This window comes from Rhodococcus sp. BUPNP1, from assembly GCF_002215235.1.
GTDB lineage: Bacteria > Actinomycetota > Actinomycetes > Mycobacteriales > Mycobacteriaceae > Rhodococcus.
Genome location: NZ_NERM01000004.1, coordinates 12360 through 34685, shown reverse-complemented (window position 1 = coordinate 34685; position 22326 = coordinate 12360). Strand labels below are relative to the sequence as shown.

24 protein-coding genes are annotated in these 22326 nt (G+C 68.2%); 12 read left to right on the top strand and 12 right to left on the bottom strand.

What is annotated here, in order from left to right; translation table 11 throughout:
* Positions 1 to 67: 67 nt before the first annotated feature.
* The 4 genes from nrdF to B9C99_RS05100 form a co-directional block, all read right to left on the bottom strand.
* A complete protein-coding gene (gene nrdF, locus B9C99_RS05115; protein ID WP_026061338.1) occupies positions 68 to 1069 on the bottom strand; it encodes a class 1b ribonucleoside-diphosphate reductase subunit beta in 1002 nt (333 codons plus the stop codon).
* A gap of 51 nt (positions 1070 to 1120) precedes the next feature.
* Positions 1121 to 3202 (bottom strand): class 1b ribonucleoside-diphosphate reductase subunit alpha, encoded by a 2082-nt coding sequence (gene nrdE, locus B9C99_RS05110; RefSeq protein ID WP_230824059.1) that lies wholly within the window; start codon positions 3200 to 3202, stop codon positions 1121 to 1123.
* A gap of 167 nt (positions 3203 to 3369) precedes the next feature.
* Positions 3370 to 3822: a class Ib ribonucleoside-diphosphate reductase assembly flavoprotein NrdI gene (gene nrdI / locus B9C99_RS05105; RefSeq protein ID WP_016693152.1), complete on the bottom strand. Its 453-nt coding sequence runs from the start codon at positions 3820 to 3822 to the stop codon at positions 3370 to 3372.
* A gap of 109 nt (positions 3823 to 3931) precedes the next feature.
* On the bottom strand, positions 3932 to 4162 hold the full coding sequence (locus tag B9C99_RS05100; RefSeq protein ID WP_006550390.1) for a redoxin NrdH: 231 nt from the start codon (positions 4160 to 4162) through the stop codon (positions 3932 to 3934).
* Between the two features lie 394 nt (positions 4163 to 4556).
* Here B9C99_RS05100 and B9C99_RS05095 point away from each other — a divergent pair, with 394 nt between their 5' ends.
* Genes B9C99_RS05095 through B9C99_RS05075 form a run of 5 tightly spaced genes read left to right on the top strand, consistent with a single transcriptional unit; the run spans position 4557 to position 9492 of the window.
* Complete coding sequence (locus tag B9C99_RS05095) at positions 4557 to 5516, top strand: glycoside hydrolase family 26 protein (protein ID WP_088897149.1); 960 nt, start codon at positions 4557 to 4559, stop codon at positions 5514 to 5516.
* Positions 5513 to 6751, top strand: a complete 1239-nt coding sequence (locus B9C99_RS05090) for a PP2C family protein-serine/threonine phosphatase (RefSeq protein ID WP_088897148.1) — start codon at positions 5513 to 5515, stop codon at positions 6749 to 6751. Before B9C99_RS05095 ends, B9C99_RS05090 begins: the two co-directional genes overlap by 4 nt.
* Positions 6748 to 8703 carry a glycosyltransferase gene (locus B9C99_RS05085; protein ID WP_088897147.1) on the top strand — a complete coding sequence of 652 codons (1956 nt, stop codon included), beginning with the start codon at positions 6748 to 6750 and terminating at the stop codon, positions 8701 to 8703. Before B9C99_RS05090 ends, B9C99_RS05085 begins: the two co-directional genes overlap by 4 nt.
* Positions 8700 to 9035, top strand: coding sequence for an STAS domain-containing protein (locus B9C99_RS05080; RefSeq protein ID WP_016693156.1), 336 nt, complete (start codon positions 8700 to 8702; stop codon positions 9033 to 9035). The genes B9C99_RS05085 and B9C99_RS05080 overlap by 4 nt, the downstream gene beginning before the upstream one ends.
* A complete protein-coding gene (locus B9C99_RS05075; RefSeq protein ID WP_172414870.1) occupies positions 9025 to 9492 on the top strand; it encodes an ATP-binding protein in 468 nt (155 codons plus the stop codon). The genes B9C99_RS05080 and B9C99_RS05075 overlap by 11 nt, the downstream gene beginning before the upstream one ends.
* Here B9C99_RS05075 and B9C99_RS05070 read toward each other — a convergent pair.
* The 4 genes from B9C99_RS05070 to B9C99_RS05055 all read right to left on the bottom strand — a co-directional run bounded on the left by B9C99_RS05070 (position 9472) and on the right by B9C99_RS05055 (position 13957).
* On the bottom strand, positions 9472 to 11595 hold the full coding sequence (locus B9C99_RS05070; RefSeq protein WP_088897146.1) for a xanthine dehydrogenase family protein molybdopterin-binding subunit: 2124 nt from the start codon (positions 11593 to 11595) through the stop codon (positions 9472 to 9474). The two genes, B9C99_RS05075 and B9C99_RS05070, sit on opposite strands and share 21 nt — an antisense overlap.
* Entirely contained in the window at positions 11592 to 12593 is a 1002-nt protein-coding gene (locus B9C99_RS05065; protein WP_088897145.1) for a xanthine dehydrogenase family protein subunit M, read from the bottom strand. The genes B9C99_RS05070 and B9C99_RS05065 overlap by 4 nt, the downstream gene beginning before the upstream one ends.
* A complete protein-coding gene (locus tag B9C99_RS05060) occupies positions 12590 to 13183 on the bottom strand; it encodes a 2Fe-2S iron-sulfur cluster-binding protein (protein WP_037190583.1) in 594 nt (197 codons plus the stop codon). The genes B9C99_RS05065 and B9C99_RS05060 overlap by 4 nt, the downstream gene beginning before the upstream one ends.
* Before the next feature lie 216 nt (positions 13184 to 13399).
* Positions 13400 to 13957, bottom strand: a complete 558-nt coding sequence (locus B9C99_RS05055; protein ID WP_016693161.1) for an NAD(P)H-dependent oxidoreductase — start codon at positions 13955 to 13957, stop codon at positions 13400 to 13402.
* 128 nt (positions 13958 to 14085) lie between these two features.
* Here B9C99_RS05055 and B9C99_RS05050 point away from each other — a divergent pair, with 128 nt between their 5' ends.
* From B9C99_RS05050 to B9C99_RS05040, 3 genes are read left to right on the top strand one after another with little or no spacing between them, the layout of a single operon-like run.
* Entirely contained in the window at positions 14086 to 14730 is a 645-nt protein-coding gene (locus tag B9C99_RS05050; protein WP_172414880.1) for a TetR/AcrR family transcriptional regulator, read from the top strand.
* A gap of 4 nt (positions 14731 to 14734) precedes the next feature.
* Complete coding sequence (locus tag B9C99_RS05045) at positions 14735 to 15526, top strand: META domain-containing protein (protein ID WP_088897143.1); 792 nt, start codon at positions 14735 to 14737, stop codon at positions 15524 to 15526.
* Positions 15527 to 15550: 24 nt separating this feature from the next.
* Complete coding sequence (locus tag B9C99_RS05040) at positions 15551 to 15970, top strand: META domain-containing protein (protein WP_026061342.1); 420 nt, start codon at positions 15551 to 15553, stop codon at positions 15968 to 15970.
* A gap of 21 nt (positions 15971 to 15991) precedes the next feature.
* Here B9C99_RS05040 and B9C99_RS05035 read toward each other — a convergent pair whose 3' ends face one another.
* Together B9C99_RS05035 and B9C99_RS05030 are read right to left on the bottom strand one after the other, a co-directional pair.
* Positions 15992 to 16540 carry a nucleosidase gene (locus B9C99_RS05035; protein ID WP_016693165.1) on the bottom strand — a complete coding sequence of 183 codons (549 nt, stop codon included), beginning with the start codon at positions 16538 to 16540 and terminating at the stop codon, positions 15992 to 15994.
* Complete coding sequence (locus B9C99_RS05030; RefSeq protein ID WP_172414869.1) at positions 16537 to 17313, bottom strand: fructosamine kinase family protein; 777 nt, start codon at positions 17311 to 17313, stop codon at positions 16537 to 16539. The genes B9C99_RS05035 and B9C99_RS05030 overlap by 4 nt, the downstream gene beginning before the upstream one ends.
* 86 nt (positions 17314 to 17399) lie before the next feature.
* On the opposite strand from B9C99_RS05030, the gene nadE reads away from it, so the two are divergent.
* A complete protein-coding gene (gene nadE / locus B9C99_RS05025; protein WP_088897286.1) occupies positions 17400 to 18236 on the top strand; it encodes an ammonia-dependent NAD(+) synthetase in 837 nt (278 codons plus the stop codon).
* Here nadE and B9C99_RS05020 read toward each other — a convergent pair.
* Together B9C99_RS05020 and moaA are read right to left on the bottom strand one after the other, a co-directional pair.
* On the bottom strand, positions 18233 to 18511 hold the full coding sequence (locus B9C99_RS05020) for a MoaD/ThiS family protein (protein ID WP_172414868.1): 279 nt from the start codon (positions 18509 to 18511) through the stop codon (positions 18233 to 18235). The genes nadE and B9C99_RS05020 overlap by 4 nt on opposite strands.
* On the bottom strand, positions 18504 to 19562 hold the full coding sequence (gene moaA / locus B9C99_RS05015) for a GTP 3',8-cyclase MoaA (protein WP_088897140.1): 1059 nt from the start codon (positions 19560 to 19562) through the stop codon (positions 18504 to 18506). Before moaA ends, B9C99_RS05020 begins: the two co-directional genes overlap by 8 nt.
* Positions 19563 to 19691: 129 nt before the next feature.
* Between moaA and glp the strand changes: the two genes are divergently transcribed.
* From glp to B9C99_RS05000, 3 genes are read left to right on the top strand one after another with little or no spacing between them, the layout of a single operon-like run.
* On the top strand, positions 19692 to 20897 hold the full coding sequence (gene glp, locus B9C99_RS05010) for a gephyrin-like molybdotransferase Glp (protein ID WP_088897139.1): 1206 nt from the start codon (positions 19692 to 19694) through the stop codon (positions 20895 to 20897).
* Entirely contained in the window at positions 20894 to 21892 is a 999-nt protein-coding gene (gene moaCB / locus B9C99_RS05005) for a bifunctional molybdenum cofactor biosynthesis protein MoaC/MoaB (RefSeq protein WP_088897138.1), read from the top strand. The genes glp and moaCB overlap by 4 nt, the downstream gene beginning before the upstream one ends.
* Positions 21885 to 22298 carry a molybdenum cofactor biosynthesis protein MoaE gene (locus B9C99_RS05000; RefSeq protein WP_006550376.1) on the top strand — a complete coding sequence of 138 codons (414 nt, stop codon included), beginning with the start codon at positions 21885 to 21887 and terminating at the stop codon, positions 22296 to 22298. Before moaCB ends, B9C99_RS05000 begins: the two co-directional genes overlap by 8 nt.
* Positions 22299 to 22326: the final 28 nt, after the last annotated feature.

The window sequence follows — 22326 nt, the reverse complement described above, 5'->3', positions numbered from 1 at the left end:
ACACGGGGCGCTGCTGCGCCGGTGTGCGGGATCGATGCGTTCGGGCCGGTGACGGAGAACGTCTACGTCAGAAGTCCCAGTCCTCGTCTTCGGTGACGACGGCCTTGCCGATCACGTAGGAGCTGCCGGAGCCCGAGAAGAAGTCGTGGTTCTCGTCGGCGTTCGGCGACAGCGCCGACAGGATGGCCGGGTTGACGTCCGTCTCGTCCTTCGGGAACAGCGCCTCGTAACCGAGGTTCATCAGCGCCTTGTTCGCGTTGTAGCGCAGGAACTTCTTGACGTCCTCGGTGAGCCCGACCTGGTCGTAGAGGTCGGCCGTGTAGTGGGTCTCGTTGTCGTACAGCTCGAAGAGCAGTTCGAAGACCCAGTCCTTGAGCTCGTCGCGCTCGGCCTGCGTGATCGTCTCGAGTCCGCGCTGGTACTTGTAGCCGATGTAGTAGCCGTGGACGGCCTCGTCGCGGATGATCAGGCGGATCATGTCCGCGGTGTTGGTGAGCTTGGCCCGCGACGACCAGTACATCGGCAGGTAGAAGCCCGAGTAGAACAGGAACGACTCGAGCAGCGTCGAGGCGGCCTTGCGCTTGAGCGGGTCGTCGCCCTTGTAGTAGTCGAGGATGATCTGCGCCTTGCGCTGCAGGTGCTCGTTCTCCTCCGACCAACGGAAGGCGTCGTCGATCTGACGGCTCGAGCACAGCGTCGAGAAGATCTGCGAGTAGCTCTTCGCGTGCACCGACTCCATGAACGCGATGTTCGTCAGCACCGCTTCCTCGTGCGGGGTGACCGCATCGGGGATGAGCGAGACCGCGCCGACCGTGCCCTGGATGGTGTCGAGCAGCGTCAGGCCCGTGAAGACCCGCATCGTCAGTTCCTGTTCGTACTCGGTGAGCGTGCCCCACGACTGGATGTCGTTGGAGACGGGCACCTTCTCCGGGAGCCAGAAGTTGCCGGTGAGACGATCCCAGACCTCGGCGTCCTTGTCGTCGGGGACGCGGTTCCAGTTGATCGCGGAGACGCGATCGATGAGTTTGACGCGCACGCCGTCGGCCGGCGAGTGTGCTGCTGCAGTCATCGGTTACCTACCTGAATTGTGTGCTGGTGCAAGGACTGTCGTGGAGCAGGGTCACAACATGCAGGAGACGCAACCCTCCACCTCGGTGCCCTCGAGCGCCATCTGCCGCAGACGGATGTAGTACAGGGTCTTGATTCCCTTGCGCCACGCGTAGATCTGCGCCTTGTTCACGTCGCGGGTGGTGACGGTGTCCTTGAAGAACAGCGTCAGCGACAGACCCTGGTCGACGTGCTGCGTCGCAGCAGCGTAGGTGTCGATGATCTTCTCATAGCCGATCTCGTACGCGTCCTGGAAGTACTCGAGATTCTCGTTCGTCATGTAGGGCGCCGGGTAGTAGACACGCCCGATCTTGCCCTCCTTGCGGATCTCGATCTTCGACGCGACCGGGTGGATCGAGCTCGTCGAGTGGTTGATGTACGAGATCGAACCGGTGGGCGGAACCGCCTGCAGGTTCTGGTTGTAGATGCCGTGCTTCTGCACGGACTCCTTCAGCTCGCGCCAGTCCTGCTGCGTGGGGATCGTGATGTTCGACTCGGCGAACAGCTGACGGACCCGCTCGGTCGCCGGCTCCCACACCTGATCGGTGTACTTGTCGAAGAACTCACCCGAGGCGTACTTCGACTCCGGGAAGCCCTTGAAGTACGAGCCGCGCTCGATCGCGATCTTGTTCGACGCACGGAGGGCGTGGAACAGCACCGTGTAGAAGTAGATGTTCGTGAAGTCGACGCCTTCCTCGGACCCGTAGAAGATGTGCTCGCGGGCGAGGAAGCCGTGCAGGTTCATCTGGCCGAGGCCGATGGCGTGGGATTCGTTGTTGCCCCGCTCGATCGACGGCACCGACGAGATCGTCGTCTGGTCGGAGACGGCCGTCAGGCCGCGGATGGCGACCTCGATGGTCTGCGCGAAGTCGGGCGAATCCATCGTCTTCGCGATGTTCAGTGAACCGAGGTTGCACGAGATGTCCTTGCCCACATGGCTGTAGGACAGGTCGTCGTTGAACTCCGAGGGGGTCGAGACCTGCAGGATCTCCGAGCACAGGTTCGAGTGCGTGATCTTGCCGGCGATCGGGTTGGCCCGGTTCACCGTGTCCTCGAACATGACATACGGGTAGCCCGACTCGAACTGCAGCTCGGCGACGGTCTGGAAGAACTCGCGCGCCTTGATCTTCGACTTGCGGATGCGCTTGTCGTCGACCATCTCGTAGTACTTCTCGGTGACGTCGATGTCGGCGAAGGGCTTGCCGTAGACGCGCTCGACGTCGTACGGCGAGAACAGGTACATGTCCTCGTTCTTCTTCGCCAGCTCGAACGTGATGTCGGGGATGACGACACCCAGCGAGAGGGTCTTGATGCGGATCTTCTCGTCGGCGTTCTCACGCTTGGTGTCGAGGAAGCGGTAGATGTCGGGGTGGTGCGCGTGCAGGTAGACCGCACCGGCACCCTGACGGGCACCGAGCTGGTTGGCGTAGGAGAAGGAGTCCTCGAGCAGCTTCATGATCGGGATGACGCCGGAGGACTGGTTCTCGATCTTCTTGATCGGAGCGCCGTGCTCACGAATGTTGCTGAGCAGCAAGGCGACACCGCCACCGCGCTTGGACAGCTGCAGTGCGGAGTTGATGGAGCGGCCGATCGACTCCATGTTGTCCTCGATGCGGAGCAGGAAGCACGAGACGGGCTCGCCGCGCTGCTTCTTACCCGAGTTGAGGAAGGTGGGGGTGGCCGGCTGGAAACGACCGGAGATGATCTCGTCGACGAGGTGCCGGGCGAGGATCTCGTCGCCGTCGGCGAGCGTCAGCGCAACCATGCACACGCGGTCCTCGAAGCGCTCGAGGTAACGCTTGCCGTCGAACGTCTTGAGCGTGTACGAGGTGTAGTACTTGAACGCACCGAGGAAGGTCGGGAACCGGAACTTCTTCGAATATGCGTGCTCGAACAGCGATTTGACGAACGCACGCGAGTACTTCTCGAGCACCTCGGGCTCGTAGTAGTTCTCCTCGACGAGATAGTCGAGCTTCTCGTCGAGGTTGTGGAAGAAGACCGTGTTCTGGTTGACGTGCTGCAGGAAGTACTGGCGGGCGGCGGCCACATCCTTGTCGAACTGGATCTCGCCGTTGGGGCCGTACAGATTCAACATCGCGTTGAGCGCGTGGTAGTCGAGATCCTTGATCGAATCGTCGAGGTGTGCGCTCGTGGCGGGAGCGGGATCGGTAATGGTCACAGTGCTGTCCCCACTTGTCGGAGTTAGGAAACGGCCGCGCAGTCACGTCCGCGACGCGCGTCGAATACGGATACGGATGTGGCTCAGGCGTTCTGGAGAACGGACTCCCAGAATCGGGCGAGACCGTCGCGGACACGCTCGACGTCGTCCGTCGTGCCCATCAACTCGAACCGGTACAGATACGGCACCTTGCACTTGCGCGAGACGATGTCTCCCGCGAAACAGTACGAGTCGCCGAAGTTGGTGTTACCCGCCGCGATGACACCGCGGATCAGACTCCGATTGTGCTCGTTGTTGAGGAATCGGATGACCTGTCTGGGAACGTAGCGGGTGTCGCGACCCGTGGCGGTCGTCCCGCCACCGTAGGTCGGCACGATCAACACGTACGGATCGTGGACCTCGAAATTTCCCTCACGATCGTGCAGCGGGATCCGGCTGGCCGGAATCCCGAGTTTCTGCACGAATCGGTGGGTGTTCTCGGATGTACTCGAGAAGTACACCAGCGATGTTCCCGGGATCGACCCCAGCGAAGCCATCGGTAGTCACCACTCTTCATTCGATTGCGAAGACCGGCCCGGGCGGACACGGAAGAACACGTCCGCCCGGAGACGACGACGATCGGGCCGCCGCGAACGCGGCCCGGGCTCAGGCCGCGACGGTGAGCGCCTTGATGCGATCGGGGCGGAAGCCCGACCAGTGGTCGTCGCCGGCGACGACGACGGGCGCCTGGAGGTATCCCAGCGCCATGACGTAGTCGCGGGCCTCGGGGTTCTCACTGATGTCGACGACGTCGTACTCGATGCCGGCCTTGTCGAGGGCGCGGTAGGTGGCGGTGCACTGGACGCAGGCAGGCTTGGTGTAGACGGTGATGTTCATGAATGCCCCTTTTTCCGACGGCCGTGGGCGGCCTGACGACTGACTGCTGTGCGTTACCCGGAAGCCCACTTATCCGTCCGATCCCGCTTCCCCGAGAGATCGTCGGCACTTGTGGCCCTCCAGCGGTCTAGACACTACACCTTGTGTCCGTCGGATACACAGAACCCAGGATGTTGTGACTTACAAAGGTGATATTCCCAGGTCGCGACCCTCCCTCCACGGCGTTTCGGGCGTGTCTCGGCGTGTCGCCGCAGCGCGTCCGAGAGAGACCTCGAGCACAGTGTGGCGGGTGCCACCGACAACTTCCCGAGGTCACTGCGAGAACACCCTCCGGAGGGCCTGCGCGGGGAGCTCCGCCCGGGAAGAATGACTCCTCGTGCACCCGGTTCGCGCGATGGTCGCCGCACTGCTGGCACTGTCCCTGTGTGCCGCCTGCGACTCGCGCCGTCAGTGCGAGCCGATCTCCGCCCCGCTCGACGAGACGAGCACCGCGTGTCCCCGCTTCGGCATCAGCACCCCGGGCGGCCCGGTGGCCGTCGACGAGTACCGCGCGGTCACCGAGGCGGTCGGCGCCGCGCCGGGTGCGGTGCTGTGGTTCGTCGACTTCCTCTCCCCTCCACCCGTCGGGGCCCTCGACATCGTGCGTGCCTCGGGAGCCGACCCGATCGTCACGTGGGAGCCGTGGCTGCAGCGCGGCGACGGGACGTACGACCGGACGTCGATCACGATGGCCGACATCGCCGCCGGGGTCCACGACGACCATCTCTACCGGTGGGCGGACGAACTCACCGCGTGGGGCGGGACGGTGTACCTGCGCTTCGCGCACGAGCCGAACGGGGACTGGTACCCGTGGGGTCCCGCCGGCGGTACCCCACCGGAGACCTACGTCGCGGCGTGGCGACACGTGCACGAACTGTTCGCTTCCAAGGGGGCCGAGAACGTGCGCTGGATCTGGACGGTCAACGTCCCGCACGAGGGCAGCAGTCCCATCGCACCCCTGTATCCCGGTGACGACCACGTCGACGTCGTCGGGGTCGACGGTTACAACTGGGGCACCACGCGGCCGTGGAGTCGCTGGCAGTCCCCCGAGGAGCTGTTCGGACCGACCTTCGACGAACTCGGCCGGATCGCCCCGGGTCGTCCCGTCGCGGTCACCGAGGTCGCGAGCGCGGAGGCCGGTGGATCGAAACCGGACTGGATCCGGGGTCTGGTGGGTTACTTGGACAGTCACCCCGCGGCAACGACGTTCGTGTGGTTCCATCACAACAAGGAAACCGACTGGCGCCTGACCAGCACGGCCGAGTGCGCGGCGGCCCTGGGCGACGCTCTGCACAGGAGACACACCGCACGATGACATCCGAGGCGTCGTTGCTCCCCGACCATCTCGAGGACGAGCGCATGCGCGACGTCGAGCGGCTCGAGCTGCTCGACACCCCTCGCGAGGAGCGCTTCGACAAGATCACCCGCATGGCGTGCCGCGTGTTCGGCGTCCCCATGGCGTCGCTGTCGCTGATGGACCACGACCGGCAATGGTTCAAGTCGATCCTCGGATTGGAACTCTCCGAGGTTCCTCGCGAGAGGACGGTGTGCCGCACCACCATCGCGCGCGCGTACGAGCGACCGGACGACCTCGCACTCGTCCTCCCCGATGCCGCAACCGATCCCGCCTTCATGGACATCCCGGGTATCGGTGGTGACGGTGGGATCCGGTTCTACGCGGGTTACCCACTGTTCGGTCCGGCCGGTCATCCCGTGGGCACCTTCTGCATCTACGACACCGAGGAGAGGAACCTCGACCCGGATCAGCTCGACACCTTCGCGGAGCTGGCCGAATGGGCGCAACGCGAACTCGACCGTTCCGACGAACTCGACCGCGCCGCCGAGATCCAGAAGCAACTCCTCCCCCGGCCGCTACCCGACCTCCCGGGCTACGAGATCGCCACCGTCTGCCTGCCCGCCTTCGTGGTGGGTGGCGACTTCTACGACCACTACCGGCTCCGCGAGGGCGTCGTGATCTCCGTTGCCGACGTGATGGGAAAGGGTCTCGGCGCGGCGATCCTGGCGTCGGGCGTGCGCTCCTCGTTGCGCGGTGCCGGCCGCGTGCTCGACCGTTTCGGACGCCGTCCGGTCGGCGTGCTCGACACGGGGATGGCGTTGACCCTCGGCGCCGAGCATCTCGCCGACGACTTCGAGCACACGGGAACGTTCGCCACCTCCTTCGTCGCTGCGATCGAGTTCTCCACGGGAGACGTCGACCACGCCGATGCAGGGCACGGACTCGCGGCGATCCGTCGCGCGGACGGCAGGGTCGAACCCGTCGAGGGCGACGGCCCACCGCTCGGGGTGTTCCCCGCCACCACATGGACATCGGAGACCGCGCACCTCGTCCCGGGCGACATGCTGGTGGTCTGCTCGGACGGACTGCTCGACCTGCTCGACGAGAACAGCGATCCGGCGGCACTGTGCCGTTTCGTCGCCGACCATCCGACCCCGAAGGCGCTGGTGGCCGCTGCACGTGCCCTGACGGAGAACGAACCTCCGCTCGACGACGTCACGGTCGTCGCGATACGACGGAACGAGGTGTCGTGAAGGCTGTCACGAAAGAGGGCTACCCGTCCCCCTTCCTGCGCGTCCTCATCGTCCTCACGGTCGTCGTCGGTCTGAACTACATCGTCTGGCGCTGGCTGTTCTCCGTGAACTGGGATGCCTGGTGGATCGCGATACCGCTGGTGCTGGCGGAGACGTACAGCCTGATCGACTCGCTGCTCTTCGCGTTGACGATGTGGCGGCTGAAGAGACGGCCCGAACCACCCGCAGCGCCGGAGGGGTTGACGGTCGACGTGTTCATCACCACCTACAACGAACCCGTCGACCTGGTGCTGCACACCGCCGCGGCAGCGAAGCGGATCCGCTATCCGCACCGGACGTGGATCCTCGACGACGGAGCCCGGCCCGAACTCGCCGCAGCGGCCGCCGAACTCGGCGTCGACTACATGACGCGGGCGGCGAGCTGGACGAACAAGCCGCGCCATGCCAAGGCCGGCAACCTGATCAACGCGCTGCTGCATTCGGACGGCGAGTTCCTCCTCATCCTCGACGCCGACCAGGTGCCCGAACCCGAGATCCTCGACCGCACACTCGGATACTTCACCGACGACCGCACCGCCCTGGTGCAGACACCGCAGTACTTCACCAACGTTCCCGAGTCCGACCCGCTCGGCAGCCAGGCCCCGTTGTTCTACGGCCCGATCCAGCAGGGCAAGGACGGCTGGAACGCAGCGTTCTTCTGCGGGTCCAACGCGATCCTCCGACGCGAAGCGCTCATGCAACTCGGCATCTCCGGCTATGTCCGGGCCGTCGAGGACGGCGTCGAACGCACCCTGCGCACCGCCGGCAAGGTGGTCGACCGCGCACGCCGGAAGGTGCCCGCCGATCAGCCCGACGTGGCCGCGGCACTGGAGTCGGTGCGACAGGCCGTTCGCTCGGCACGGGGCGAACTGCGGGCGGGAACAGCACTCGCCGACGTCACCTTCCGCTTCCAGCAGGCGGTCGACGCCGCTGCGCGCAGCATCGTCGATGCCGACTTCGGTGGTATCCGAGCCGATCTCGAGGAGATCGCCGCGCTCGACGCACACGGAACCGATGCGCTCACCATCGACGAGACCGTGCTCGAACGCCTCGCCGACCGCGAATGGTCACCGCTCGGTGCACTCGAATCGATCCGCGCGATGATCCGGGCCGTCGACGTCGACCGCGCCGAGGAGGCCGAGCCGATGCTCGCGTTGGCCACGATCTCCGTGACCGAGGACATGGCCACCTCGATGCGTCTGCACGGCGCGGGCTGGAAGTCCGTCTACCACCACGAGATCCTCGCGTACGGACTGGCGCCGGAGGATCCGAAGACGATGGTCACGCAGCGGCTCCGGTGGGCGCAGGGCACGATTCAGGTGATGCTGCGGGAGAACCCACTCGTCCAGAAGGGCATGACCCTCGCGCAGCGCCTCATGTACTGGGCGACGATGTGGAGCTATCTCTCGGGGTTCGCGGCCCTCGCCTATTTCGCGGCGCCGGTGATCTATCTCGTCTTCGGGGTCCTGCCGGTGGAGGCCTACAGTCTCGACTTCTTCGCGCGGCTCGTCCCGTTCCTGGTCCTCAGTCAGTTGCTGTTCTTCGTCGTCGGCCGCGGCACACCGACCTGGCGTGGCCAGCAGTACAGCCTCGCACTGTTCCCGGTGTGGATCAGGGCGTGCTGGACGGCCTTCCTCAACGTGTACTTCGACAAGCCGCTGGATTTCGCGGTCACCCCGAAGACGCGTCAGGGAGGCGAGGGTGTCCCCTGGTATCTGTTCCGTCAGCAACTGCTCGTCATGGTGCTGCTGGTCGTGGCGGCGGTCGTCGGCGCGGTGCGGTTGTTCCTCGGCGACATCTCGGTTCTCGGCGTGACCGCGAACCTCGTCTGGGTCGTGTTCGACCTGTTGATTCTGTCGGTGGTGATCGGCGCGGCTCGCTACCGTGGACCCGAGAACGAAGGAGTTCGATGAGCCACTACGAAACGCGTACGGTCGGAACGAGTACCGTCGTGCAGCCCACCGGTCGCCTGAACATGGTTGCGGCACCACGTCTTCGCGAGCAGTTGCGCGATCTCGTCGAGAGCGGATCCCATCGGCTCGTCGTCGACCTCAGCACGACGGAGTTCATCGACTCCTCCGGGCTCGGCGCACTCGTGTCCGGATTGAAGGCCGCCCGGCAGGCCGGCGGCGACCTGCGGATCGCCTCGCCCACGGCGCAGGTGCAGAGCGTGCTCGCGCTGACCCGGCTCGATCGGGTCCTGGCGACCCACGATTCCGCGGACACGGCCTTCGATGGCGACTGACGGATCACCCGACATCCGTTCTGCCGACGGCGCGTCCGGCCGGTGGGAGTTGTCCGCGCCGACGAGCGAGGGCACCCTCGACCGGATCATGGATCTGGTCGCGGAGATGTTCGCCGCCGACGAACTCGACGAGTCCGACCGCGTGCAGTTCGAGATCGCGGTTGCCGAGATCGCCGCGAACATCATCGAACACGCAGGTCGGGGACGAGCCGTCTCGGTGACGTTGACCCTGGAACTCCATCCGGATCGTCTCGAGGCCGTGTTCGTCGACGACGGCGCTCCGGCCCGTGTGGATCTGCGTTCGGTCGAACTCCCGGACGCCCTCGCCGAGCGCGGTCGAGGACTCGCCATCGCCCTCGCCGCGCTCGACGAACTGCGGTACCGGCGACAGGCCGGCACCAATCGCTGGCTGCTGATCTGTCACCGGTCCGATGCGTCAGGGCAGTCCGGGCAGTAGGTCGTCGAGCCGGGCCGGCAGGTTCCGAACCCGTACGCCGGTCGCGTGCCACAGGGCGTTGACGACCGCCGCGGCGCTGCCGACGATCCCGATCTCACCGATCCCCCGCGACCCCATGGGTGTCGCATGCAGATCCTCGTCGTCGAGCCAATCGGCTTCGATGCCACGGATGTCGGCGTGCGTCGGCACGTGATATTCCGACAGGTCGTGGTTGACGACGTGCCCGAAACGCGCGTCGCGGATGCTCTCCTCGAACAGCGCCATCGAGATCCCGAACGACATCCCGCCGATGAACTGCGACCGCGCCGTCCGCGGGTTGATCACCCGTCCTACGGAGAACAGCCCGAACATCCGGGGCACCCGGATCTCGCCGGTGTCGGCGTCGACGTGCACCTCGGCGAAGTGCACACCGAAGGACTGTGCGGTGTAGTGCTCGAGTTCGCGGTTCTCGGCTGCCGACGCGGACAGTTCGGCGCCCACCGGCGGATCGTCGCCGAAGCGTTTGCCGAATTGCTCTGCGGCCGTGACGATCGCGGTGCCCCAGGACGAGGTGCCCGACGACCCGCCGGCCACCGTGCCGTTGGGCAGTGCGCTGTCGCCGATCTCGAGGTCCACGTCCTCCGGTCGGCATCCGAGTGCGTCGGCGGCGATGAGGGTCAGGGTCGTCCACGCGCCCGTACCGAGGTCGGTGGCTCCGATGCGGACGGAGTAGCGCCCCTCCCCCAGATGCCGGATATGGGCTTCCGAGCCGGGATTGACCATGTGGGGATAGGTCGCGACCGCCATGCCGGTACCGATCAGGGTGTGGCCCTGCCGCCGGGTTCCGGGTTCGCGGTCGGACGGATCCCATCCGAACCGCTGTGCGCCTTCGCGGAGGCATTCGACGAGCCGGCGCGACGACCACGGCTTCCCCGTCTCCGGATCGGACTCGGGTTCGTTGCGGATGCGCAGTTCGATCGGGTCGATCCCGAGTTCGGCGGCGAGCTCGTCCATCGCCACCTCACCGGCGAACATGCCCGGGGCTTCACCGGGCGCGCGCATCCAGAACGGCGCCGGGACATCGAGGGTGATCGCGCGATGCGACGTGCGGGCGTTGGCGACGTCGTACAGATTGCGCAGCGGTACCCCCGCCTGTTCGACGAATTCGGTGACCCGGGACGACTGGGCGAACGCCTCGTGCACGAGACCGGTGAGCCTGCCGTCACTGTCGGCCGCAAGCCGGATGTGCGAGGCGGTCGGAGCCCGGTAGCCGACGTAACCGAACATGTCGGGACGGGAGACCGCGAACTTGATCGCCTTGCCCGGCAGGGCCCGCGCCGCGAGTCCGCCGAGGACGTCGTGCGCGTGAGGACCGCCCTTGGAACCGAATCCCCCACCGATGTACGGGCAGACCACCCGCATCCGGGCCGTGTCGAGGCCGAAGACCGGTGCGAGGGTCTCGACGACACCGTGCGGATGCTGCGTCGAGGTGTACAGCGTCAAAGTGTGTGCGTCGACCTCACCGTTCGACGGCACGACGTCGATCCGCCAGATCGCGACGACGGTGTGCGGTTCGAGCGGGTTGTTGTGTTCCTCGGGGGTGGAGTACCACTGATCGATCACCGTCTCGGCGCGGGTGAACGCCGCGTCGACATCCCCTCGCTCGGTGTCGGGTTCGTAGCCACCGTTGACGGTCTCGGGGGTGTACGCATCGGGATGGTCGGCGCGGAAGAGCGCGTCGTGCGGTTCCTCGCTGTATTCGACCTCCAGGAGCGAGCATGCCTCCCGGGCGATCTCGAAGCTCTCGGCGACGACCGCACCGATGATCTGCCCCCGGTACAGCACCTCGGGTGTCTGCAGGACGGAGTACTCACCTTCGGCCTCCTCGGTGAGACGCGGGGCGTTCCAGGGAGTGAGGACCTTCAGCACCCCGGGCACCGCTTCGGCAGCGGCGGTGTCGATCCGGTCGACGCGCCCGCGGGCGATGGTGGAGGTGAGCGGCACGAGGTAGGCGGGATCGTCGACCGGATGCTCGTAGGCGTACGGCGCCGTCCCGGCGACCTTCGCCGGTCCGTCGATTCGCGCGGTGGAGCGCCCACCTGTTCGGATCGGCTCGGGGCTCATGCGGATCCACCTCGTTCCCGTCGTTCGTCGAGTTCGCGCAGGGTCGCCACCACGGTGCGCCGCAGCAGCGGGATCTTGTAGGCGTTGCCGTCGAGGGGGCTCGCGTCGGCGAGTTCGGCCTCGGCCGCAGCGGCGAAGACCTCGTCGGAGGGTTGCTGCCCGAGGAGCGCTTCCTCCGCGCGGTGTGCCCGCCAGGGCCGGTGCGCGACCCCGCCGAATGCGATGCGGCACCCGGTGATCGTCCCGTCCGCGACGGTCATCTCGGCCGCTACGGAGACCAGCGCGAAGGCGTAGGACGCCCGGTCGCGCACCTTGCGGTAGGTGGACAGCGAACTCTGCGCTGCGGGGATCTGCACGCCGACGATCAGGTCGTCACGTTCGAGCACGGTGTCGCGCTCGGGGGTGTCGCCGGGAAGGCGGTAGAAGTCCTCCACCGCGATCGCGCGTTCACCGTCCGGGCCGAGGACGAGGACTTCGGCGTCGAGCGCGAGCAGGGCGACCGCCATGTCGGAGGGATGGGTGGCCACGCAGTGCTCCGAGGCGCCGAGGATCGCGTGGTAGCGGGTGTATCCGCCGATGGCGGAGCAGCCGCTGCCGGGTTCGCGTTTGTTGCAGGGGGTGCTCACGTCCCGGAAGTACGAGCACCGCGTGCGCTGGAGCAGGTTGCCACCGGTGGTCGCGGTGTTCCGGAGCTGAGGCGAGGCACCGGCGAGCAGTGCACGCGACAGCACCGGGTAGTTGCGCCGCACGAAGGGGTGTGCCGCGAGGTCGCTGTTGCGGACGTTGGCGCCCACCCGGATTCCTCCGTCGGTCGTCTCCTCGACGGTGTCGAGCGGTAGATGCGAGACGTCGACGAGAACGTCGGGGGTCGCGACGCCGAGTTTGAGGTGGTCGACGAGATTCGTGCCGCCCGCGAGGAAGACCGCGCCCGGTGTCTCGTGCACGACGGCGACGGCCGCGGCGGGATCTGTCGGTCGCTCGTAGCGGAGGGAGCTCATCGCGACGCCTCCGTATCGAGTCGACTGTCGCCGGTACCGAGTCGGCTGTCGCCGGCGGCGACGGTGCGGATCGCCGAGACGATGTTGGGATAGGCGGCGCAACGGCACAGATTGCCGCTCATGCGTTCCCGGATCTCGTCGTCGTCGAGTTCGGGTGCCTGGTCGAGATCGGCCGTGACGTGACTCGGTGACCCGTCGGCGAACTCGTCGAGCATGCCGACGGCCGAACAGATCTGGCCGGGGGTGCAGTAACCGCACTGGAAGGCGTCGTCCTCGATGAACTGCGCCTGGAGCGGATGCATCTCCCCGTCGCCGAGTCCGGCGGCGGTGACGATCTCGGCGCCGTCGTGCGAGGCGGCGAGGGCCAGGCACGAGAGGGAGCGCCGGCCGTCGATCAGCACGGTGCATGCTCCGCACTGACCGAGATCGCATCCCTTCTTCGGGGACGTGATCCCGAGGCGGTCGCGCAGCGCGTCGAGCACGGTGGTGCGGACGTCGATCGGGACGCGGCGCTCCACCCCGTCGACGTGGAGAACTATGTCGAGATCGGGTCGGTGGCCGGTATCGGTCCTCGTGTCCCCGCTTGTCATGGGCAAACCTCCGAACAGTGGGCTGTGTTCGGGGCATTCCCGCTGCAGGCGTCATCGAACCGTCGGGATGCGACGAGTGGTGCGTTCGCTGCTCGGCCGGACCGTGCGGATACGCGCGGTGCCGGAGACCTCGGGGGTCTCCGGCACCGGGGTGTCGGTCGGTCCGCCGGCCGCTCTCGGTGCCGGCGGTACCGGCAAGGGCGGCGGACGTCTCGATCAGGCGTTGGCGAGCACCTTGGTGGCGTCGGCCAGTGCGGCCACGACCGTTGCGACCTGCTGCGCGGTCTCGGCGTGCTCCTTGGCGTGCTCGCCGCCGAACTTGCCGAAGGTCTCGCCGACGGACAGCGAGCCGCCGTCGACGACCTTGCCGCCGGCGATTCCGACGACCTTGACCGCGTCCTCGAGCGCCCACTTCGCGGCATTCTGGCTGGGCGACTGGCTGACGATGGCGACGGGCTTGCCGCTCAGTGCACCGGCACCGTAGGGGCGCGACAGCCAGTCGACGGCGTTCTTGAGCACCGCGGAGACGGTGCCGTTGTACTCGGGGGTGACGACCAGCACGGCATCGACATCGGCAGCGGCGTCGCGCAGGGCCACGGCAGCAGCGGGGGCAGCCTCGCCGTCGAGGTCCTCGTTGTAGAACGGAACGTCGGCGAGGCCCTCGTAGAGGGTCACCTCGACGTTCTCGGCAGCGACCGCCGCGGCGGTCTCGGCGATCTGGCGGGAGATGGAGCCGTCGCGCAGGCTGCCGACGAGGGCGAGAACTCGGGTCATGGGAACATCCTCGGGTCGAAGTGGTTGACTACGCAATGTTAAACGGACCGCGGTCCGCTTTATTCCCCGCCCCGCTAGAGTGTGACCTTGTGAACACTCGCCCCCTCCCGCACGCGGACGGTCGGGCGCTGCCTGCGGCGAACAGTCGGGCCCTCCCTCTGGCGGACGAGCGACTCTCCGAACGGGGCGACGCAGCGCGCAATCGTTCCCGTCTGCTCGACGCCGCCGCCCTGCTCGTCGCCGAACGCGGCGTCGACGCCGTGACGATGGACGCCGTCGCTGCGCGGGCCGGGGTCGGCAAGGGCACCGTCTTCCGCAGGTTCGGCTCCCGCGCCGGGCTCGTCCGGGCGCTACTCGACCACAGCGAGCGCGAGTTCCAGCAGGGTTTCCTGTTCGGCCCGCCGCCGCTCGGCCCGGACGCCGAACCCCTGGCCAGGCTCATCGCCTTCGGTCGTGCGCGCATCGAACTCGTCGAGGTGCAGGGCGAACTGCTCCGCGCGGCCGAATCCGCCACCGACTCCCGCTACACCGCTCCCGCCCATCTGGTCTCGCTCGCCCACGTCGACGCGCTGCTGCGTGCCGCCGGCGTCACCGGCGACACCCGATTGCTGGCGACCTCGCTGGTCGCGTCGCTCGAGGCCACCCTCGTGCTCCACCAGTGGCGCGAGCTCGGGCATCCGCTCCGCCGACTCGCCGACAACTGGGCCGAACTGGCACACCGCGTCGTGACCGGCCGAGGTACCCATGAAACCGGGTCGAGCGCCGTACCGTAACGGCATGATTCGCACATTCCGGGTGCTCGCGGTCGTCTCCCTGGCAGCGGTGGCCGCCGCGTGCAGCACCGATTCGGATTCGGCCGACACCCACTCCGCGGAGGACCTCACCGGCCGCACCTTCGTCTCGACGAGCGTGACCGGCACGCAGATCCCGGGCGACGGACCGATGGTCGTCGAGTTCCCGGACGACGGACGCATCTCCGCGACTGCCGGCTGCAACCGCTTCGTCGGCGGTGTGGACCTGGCCGACGGCCGAGTGAAGACATCGAACCTGGCGAGCACGATGATGGCCTGCCTGCCGGAACGCGAGGGAGCCGACGCCTGGCTCACCACGCTGTTCGGCGCCGAGCCGCGCTGGTCGCTCGACGGGAACACCTTCACGCTCACCGGCGACGACATCACGGTCTCGCTCGAGGACGAGAAGGTGGTCGACCCCGATCTGCCGATCGCCGGCACCGAGTGGGTGGTGACCTCGCTGCGCACCGCCGACGCCGTCGTCAGGTCGGTCGCCCTGGAGAACGCCGCGCCGACACTCACACTGTCCGACGACGGCACCCTCACCGGGAACACGGGGTGCAACGAGTTCGGCGGCAGCGCCGAGGTCGGCGACGATGTCATCCTGTTCGAACCGCTCACCATGACCCGCGCGGCGTGCGCCGATCCCGAGGTCGCCGACATCGAGACGCACATCCTGAACGTGCTCGCAGGTGAGACCACCTACGCCGTCCAGGGCTCGTCGATGACCCTCACCGCGGCGAACGGCACCGACGGACTGGAGTTCACGGCCCGCTGACCCCTCCTCGGTACCGTGAGACCCATGCCGGGAGCAGTCCGCGTGGTCGTCGTCCTCGCACTGGGTGCGCTGCTGTCCGGGTGCGGCATGTTCGGGTCGTCGCCGTCCGACCCGATCGGCCGCCGTTACGTCTCGACCGAGGTCGAGGGGCGGCCCATCCCCGGCGGCGGCCCGCTCCAGTTGTCGTTCCCCGCCCGGGAGCGGGTCGCGGCATCCGCCGGATGCAACCGGTTCACCGGCACCGCCGACCTGTCCGGGGGCAGGATCCGTGCCGGGACGCTCGCGTCCACGAGGATGGCGTGCCCTCCCCCGCGCGACGGCGCCGACGACTGGGTGCGGACGCTGTTCGCGGCCACCCCCCGGTGGACTCTCGACGGAGAGGTGCTCACCCTGACCACCGGCGCGGTGACCGTCACCCTCACCGAACGTACGGACGGGCGCTGAGGCCGGCCGAGAGCGAATCGTTCAGTAACGCTCGACGAGCCACCGCGCGAGTTCCCGTGCGCTGCGGTCGACCTGCTTCGGCCAGTCGAGCGCCGAATCGTCGGCCCGGTCGCTCACGTGCTTGACGAGCCGGCACCGCGCGCCCATGCGGCGGGCGGCGTAGGCGACCGCGAAACCCTCCATGTCGACGAGATCGGCGCGGGCGGACAGCGCGTCGCGGATCTCGGCGTCCGAGACGAACGAATCGCCGGTGGCGAGCACGCTGCCGTCACCCTCGTCGATCTGCACGACGTCCTGCACGGGGTGACCGAGGCTCTTCAGGATCTCGCTGCTGATGTCGTGGTTGATCGCGGCGGACGGCAGGAACAGTCCCGAGTGGTGGGTGTGCAACGCGCCGGCGGTGCCGATGTTCACGACGAGCGGTCGCGCGTCGGCCGGATACGCCGCGAGCGCCGCGGTGACGGCCACCGCTGCGTCGACCTTCCCGATCCCGGTGATCACCGTCTCGTAGCGTTCCGGGACGTGCGCCGCCTCGGCGCGGGTTGCGGATACGACGAGGATCCCGTTCACGTACTGCCTCCGAGTTCGAGAGTCGCGAGTGCCGCCCGGTGCAGCTCCCGCCCGTACCCGGCACCGTATCCCGCGGCATGCACCGCCAGGGGATGCAGCTGGTGCACGGGCACCCGCTGCTCCCACCCGGCGCGCAGCGGATGCGCCGACTCGTAGCCGTCGACGACCCGGCCCAGGTGCGGGCAACCGAAGAGCGCGAGCATCGCCAGATCGGTCTCGCGGTGGCCGCCGTGCGCGGCCGGGTCGATGAGGACGACGCCGCGCGGCGACCACAGCACGTTGCCGTTCCACAGGTCTCCGTGCAGACGCGAAGGCGGATCCTCGTCGTCGAAGGCTCCCGCGGCGACGAGATCGCAGGCGGCCTCGATGTCGCGGCACTGCCGGTCGGTGACGCTGCCCGCCTCGACGGCGCTGCGCAGGAAGGGCAGCACCCGCTCTGCGATGTAGAACGATCCCCAGGTGTCGTGCACGGTGCGGCTCATGGGACGGCGGCCGATGAACAGCTGCCCGTCGTAATCGTCGGGTGCCGCACCGAAACCGGCGGCGCCCGCGTCGTGCATCCGGGCGAGTGCCGCACCGAACTCCCGTGCGGCCTCGGCGGCCGGGGAACTTTCGGCGATCCGCTCGAGTTCGATGTGGTGCCCGCTCACCGACCGCACCGCCGCGACCGGCATACCGGCCTCGGCGAGCCAGGCCAGACCGGCCGCCTCGGCCCGGAAGAAATCCGGATGCGCGTGCGGGTCGTGTTTGCGGAAGACGTCTCCGGTGCTCACCCCGAAGAGTCTGCCCGCGCACTCTTCGCCCCGCCCTCTTCTCCGTTGTATCGCAGCAGTAACACGGGAACGCTAGGGTCGTGAAGATGACGAACCTTCGCGATCGGATCATCGAAGAACTCGGGGTGAAACCCTCCATCGACCCACGCGCCGAGATCGACGCGCGGGTGCAGTTTCTCGCCGACTACCTGCGCAGCACTCCCGCGAAGGGATTCGTGCTCGGCATCAGCGGCGGGCAGGACAGCACTCTCGCCGGCAAGCTCGCCCAGCTCGCCGCGGAGAAGCTCCGCGCCGAAGGCCACACGGCGGAGTTCGTCGCGGTCCGCCTGCCCTACGGCAAGCAGGCCGACGAGCACGACGCCCTCGTCGCACTGGAGTTCATCGGAGCGGACCGCACTCTCGGTGTGGACGTGAAGCCCGGTGCCGACGCGACGGCGTCGGAAGCGGCTCGCGCGCTGTACGGCGCCGAGACGCGTCTACGCGACTTCGTGCGCGGCAACATCAAGGCCCGCGAACGCATGATGATCCAGTACGCGATCGCCGGAGAACTCGGCTACCTCGTGGTCGGCACCGACCACGCCGCCGAAGCGGTGACCGGTTTCTACACCAAGTACGGCGACGGCGGCGTCGACATCACTCCGCTGGCCGGTCTCACGAAGCGGCAGGGCGCGGCGCTGCTGCGCGAACTCGACGCACCCGAGAGCACCTGGATCAAGATCCCCACCGCCGATCTCGAGGACGACCGTCCGGCGCTGCCCGACGAGGAAGCGCTCGGCATGACCTACAGCGAGATCGACGACTATCTCGAGGGAAAGGACGTCACCGACGACCTCGCCAAGCGCCTTGAGACCAAGTTCCTCGACACGCGGCACAAGCGCGTGATGCCCGTTGCGCCCTTCGACACCTGGTGGCGCGAGGATTAACCACCCGCGAAGGGCGGCAGGACGTCCACTCGGGACCCGGCCGGTCGGCCGAGGTCCCGGGTGAGTTCGCCCGTGCCGCCGTCGCCGGGTTCGAGCAGGAAGGCTGCCACCGACAGCACCCGCTCCATGCCGGTCCCGTAACGGTCGACGAGGACGGCACGCAGCGCGCCGAGATCGGCGCCCTCCGGCAGGTCGATCGTGTCCTTCTCGCGTCCGGCCGCGTCTGCTGCGGCCGCGAAGTACCGCACCTCGATCCCGGTCGTCACCTCAGCCACCGATAGCTCCCATGCTCCGCTGCGGCGGCGCGAAGTCCGCCGCGTCCATGCCGTGTCCGGCCCACTTGTTCCACATCGCTCCGCGCCACAGCGCGGCGAGTTCCTCGTCGGTGGCGCCGCCCCGCAGGGCAGCGCGCAGGTCGGTCTCCCGGTCGCTGAACAGGCAGGAGCGGACCGTTCCCTCGGCCGTCAGCCGCGTGCGGTCGCAGTCGCTGCAGAACGACCGCGTCACCGACGCGATGATCCCGACGGTCGCCGGTCCGCTGTCAACGAGCCAGCGTTCGGCCGGCGCGGACGGATCCTCGCGTTCGGTCTCCGTGAGCGTGAACCGCCGCCCGAGGACGTCGAGCAACTGCTGGGCCGGCACCATCTGCGAGCGCGCCCAGTTCTGATCGGCGTCGAGGGGCATCTGCTCGATGAACCGCAGTTCCACGCCCTCGTCCAGGCACCACGCGAGCAGGTCGGCCGCGCCCTCGAGGGTTTCCGGCATCAGGACGGCGTTGACCTTGACCCGACCCAGTCCGGCCGCCACCGCGGCACGGATGCCGTCGAGCACCGAATCGAGCCGGTCGCGGCGCGTGAGCCGCGCGAAGTGCTCGCGGTCGATGGTGTCGAGGGAGATGTTCACGCGGGTCAGTCCGGCGTCCGCGAGCGCCTGCGCACGGTGCCGGAGACCGACCGCATTGGTGGTCAGCGCGATCGGCAGCCCCGGGGTCTCCTGCGCGCACCCGGCGACGATCTCCTCGAGATCGCGGCGCATGAGCGGTTCCCCACCGGTGAAGCGCACCTCGTGGACACCGAGCCGGCCGGTCGCGATCCCCACCAGCCGTACGATCTCGGCGCTCGTGAGCAGCTGGTCGCGCGGAATCTCGGGAAGACCCTCGGCCGGCATGCAGTAGGTGCAGCGCAACGAGCACTTCTCGGTGAGGGATACACGCAGGTCCCGGGCGATGCGACCGAAACGATCGAGGAGTTCGGGCACGTCGGGCCGATCGGACACGTCGTCTGCGCGATCGCGCACGACCGGGATGCCCATGTCCACCGCTGTCATACGACCATCGCTTTCATACAGCCCAGTATGCCCACAACCGCAGATCGTGACACCGCATCCGGACAGACGGGGCACACGCGGCGCGTCGTCGACGGCGGGACACGGCCCTCGTGTGCCTAGGATGGCGGCATGACGAGCGGCAAGCGGTCCGTGGAGGAACACGAACAGCACGTGGCGGCGTTGCTCGACCCGTTGCGGAAGAAGAGCCCGTTGCGTGTGCCGCTCGCGCACGCGCTGCACCGCACCCTCGCGGAGGACATCGAGTCCCCGCTGGACCTGCCGCCCTTCCGCAACTCCCAGATGGACGGCTACGCGGTCCGCGCCGGCGATCTCGCATCGACCCCCGCCGACCTGCCCGTCCAGGGCGTGCTGGCCGCGGGCGACACCGTCGCGGCACTCGAACCGGGGCACGCTCTGAAGATCATGACCGGCGCTCCTGTCCCGGACGGCGCCGACGCCGTCGTCCCGGTCGAGGACACTCGTGCGACCCCTCCCGACTCGGACGGCGTCGGCACGGTGACCGTGGAGCGCAGCGTCACGCCCGGCACCTATGTGCGTGAGGCGGGAACCGATGTCCGCAAGGGCGATCTGCTGCTTCCCGCGGGCACGGTCCTCGCTGCCCGTCACATCGCCGCGCTCGCCGCCGTCGGCCTGACCTCGATCCCCGTCCGCGCACGACCGCGGGTCGCGATCATCTCGACCGGCAGCGAACTCGTCACCGCAGGGAGCGAACTCGGGCCGGGCCAGATCTTCAACTCGAACGGACCGGCGCTGGCCGCGAGCGCGTCGGCCAACGGTGCCGACGTCGTGACCATCGACCACTGCCACGACGATCCGGAGGAGTTCGTGACGATGCTCGAACACGCCGTGGGCGTCGCCGACGTCGTGTTCACCTCGGGCGGAGTGTCGAAAGGCGACTTCGAGGTCGTGAAGGACACGCTCGCGCCGCGGGGCGGGCAGTTCGTCTCGGTGGCGATGCAGCCGGGCGGCCCTCAGGGCACCGCCGTGGTCGACGGCGTGCCGATCCTGACCTTCCCCGGCAATCCCGTCAGCGCGCTCGTCTCGTTCGAGGTGTTCGCGCGACCTGCACTGCGGGCCGCCGCCGGCTATCCGCCCGTCGTGTGCGAGAGCCTGCCGCTCACCGAGGATCTCACGTCGATCCCGGGACGCCGGCAGTTCCTGCGCGGGCGACTCGACGAGAACGGGGTGACCCCCTTCCGCGGGCACGGGTCGCATCTCGTCGCCGGACTCGCCGCCGCCGACGTGCTCCTCGACATCCCCGCCGACACCACCTCCCTCGAAGCCGGAGACCTCGTGAAAGTACGGATCCTGTGACCGACCTCAGCCACCTGGACGACCAGGGACGCGCCCGCATGGTGGACGTCTCCTCGAAGACCGACACCACACGGATCGCCGTGGCGGCAGGCGAACTCGTCACCACTCCCGAGGTGGTCGCGCTCATCCGCGCCGACGACATGCCCAAGGCCGACGTCCTGGCCACGGCCCGCATCGCCGGCATCGCGGCGGCGAAACGCACCTGGGAGCTCATCCCCCTGTGCCACCAGCTGGCGCTGTCGTCGGTGAAGGTGATGTTCGACTTCACCGACACCTCGATCACGATCGAGGCCACCGCGAAGACCAAGGGCCCGACCGGAGTCGAGATGGAGGCGCTCACCGCGGTCGCCGTCGCCGGCCTGACCCTGCACGACATGGTCAAGGCCGTGGATCCGGCCGCCGTCCTCGACGGCGTGCGGCTGATCTCCAAGGAGGGCGGCAAGCGCGGCCACTGGACCCGCGACGACGCACCGGGCCGGGACGAGACCGCCGGGGCCGACGAACAGCCCGTGGGGGAGACCGGACGCTCCGCCGCCGTGGTCGTCGCGTCGACCGGTGTCGCCGCGGGCACCCGTGAGGACCGCACCGGCCCGCTCATCCGGTCGTGGCTCGAGGACAAGGGATTCACGGTCCGCGGCCCTCTCGTGCACGCGGACGCCGACATCGCCGCCGGTCTCGCCGACGCGGTCCGTCCCGGCCCTGCCCTGGTCGTGACGACCGGCGGAACCGGGGCGTCGCCGACCGACGCGACCCCCGAAGCGACTCTCGCCCTGCTCGATCGCGAACTGCCCGGTATCGCGGAGTCGATCCGGCAGCGTGGACTCGAGGTCACCCCGCACGCCGTGCTCTCGCGCGGCGTCGCCGGTCTCGTCGGCCGCACGGTCGTCGTGAACCTGCCCGGCTCGCCCGGCGGGGTGAAGGACGGTCTCGCCGCCCTCGACCCGATCCTCGACCATCTGTTGGCACAAGTCGCAGGAGGCGGCGCTCATGAGTGAACTACTGGCCCGGATCTCCTCGGAACCGCTCGATCCCGCAGCGGTGGACGCCGCGGTGGCGGGCGCCGAACACGGTGCGGTGGTGCTCTTCACCGGTGTCGTCCGTAATCACGACGGCGGGCAGTCGGTGACCGCGCTGCAGTACCAGGCCCATCCGGATGCCGAAGCGTTCCTGCGGCGGTGCTGTGAGGACGTCGCGGCGAAGTCCGGGCTGCCGGTCGCGGCGGTGCACCGAGTGGGCGATCTCACCATCGGCGATCTCGCACTCGTCGCGGCGGTCGCCGCCCCGCACCGCGCGGAAGCCTTCGCCACCTGCGCCGAACTGGTGGAACGCATCAAGGCCGAGGTGCCGATCTGGAAGCGTCAGCACTTCACCGAGGGCGCCTCCGAATGGGTGGGTCTGTAGCCGGGACGACGGGTCGGACGTACCCCGT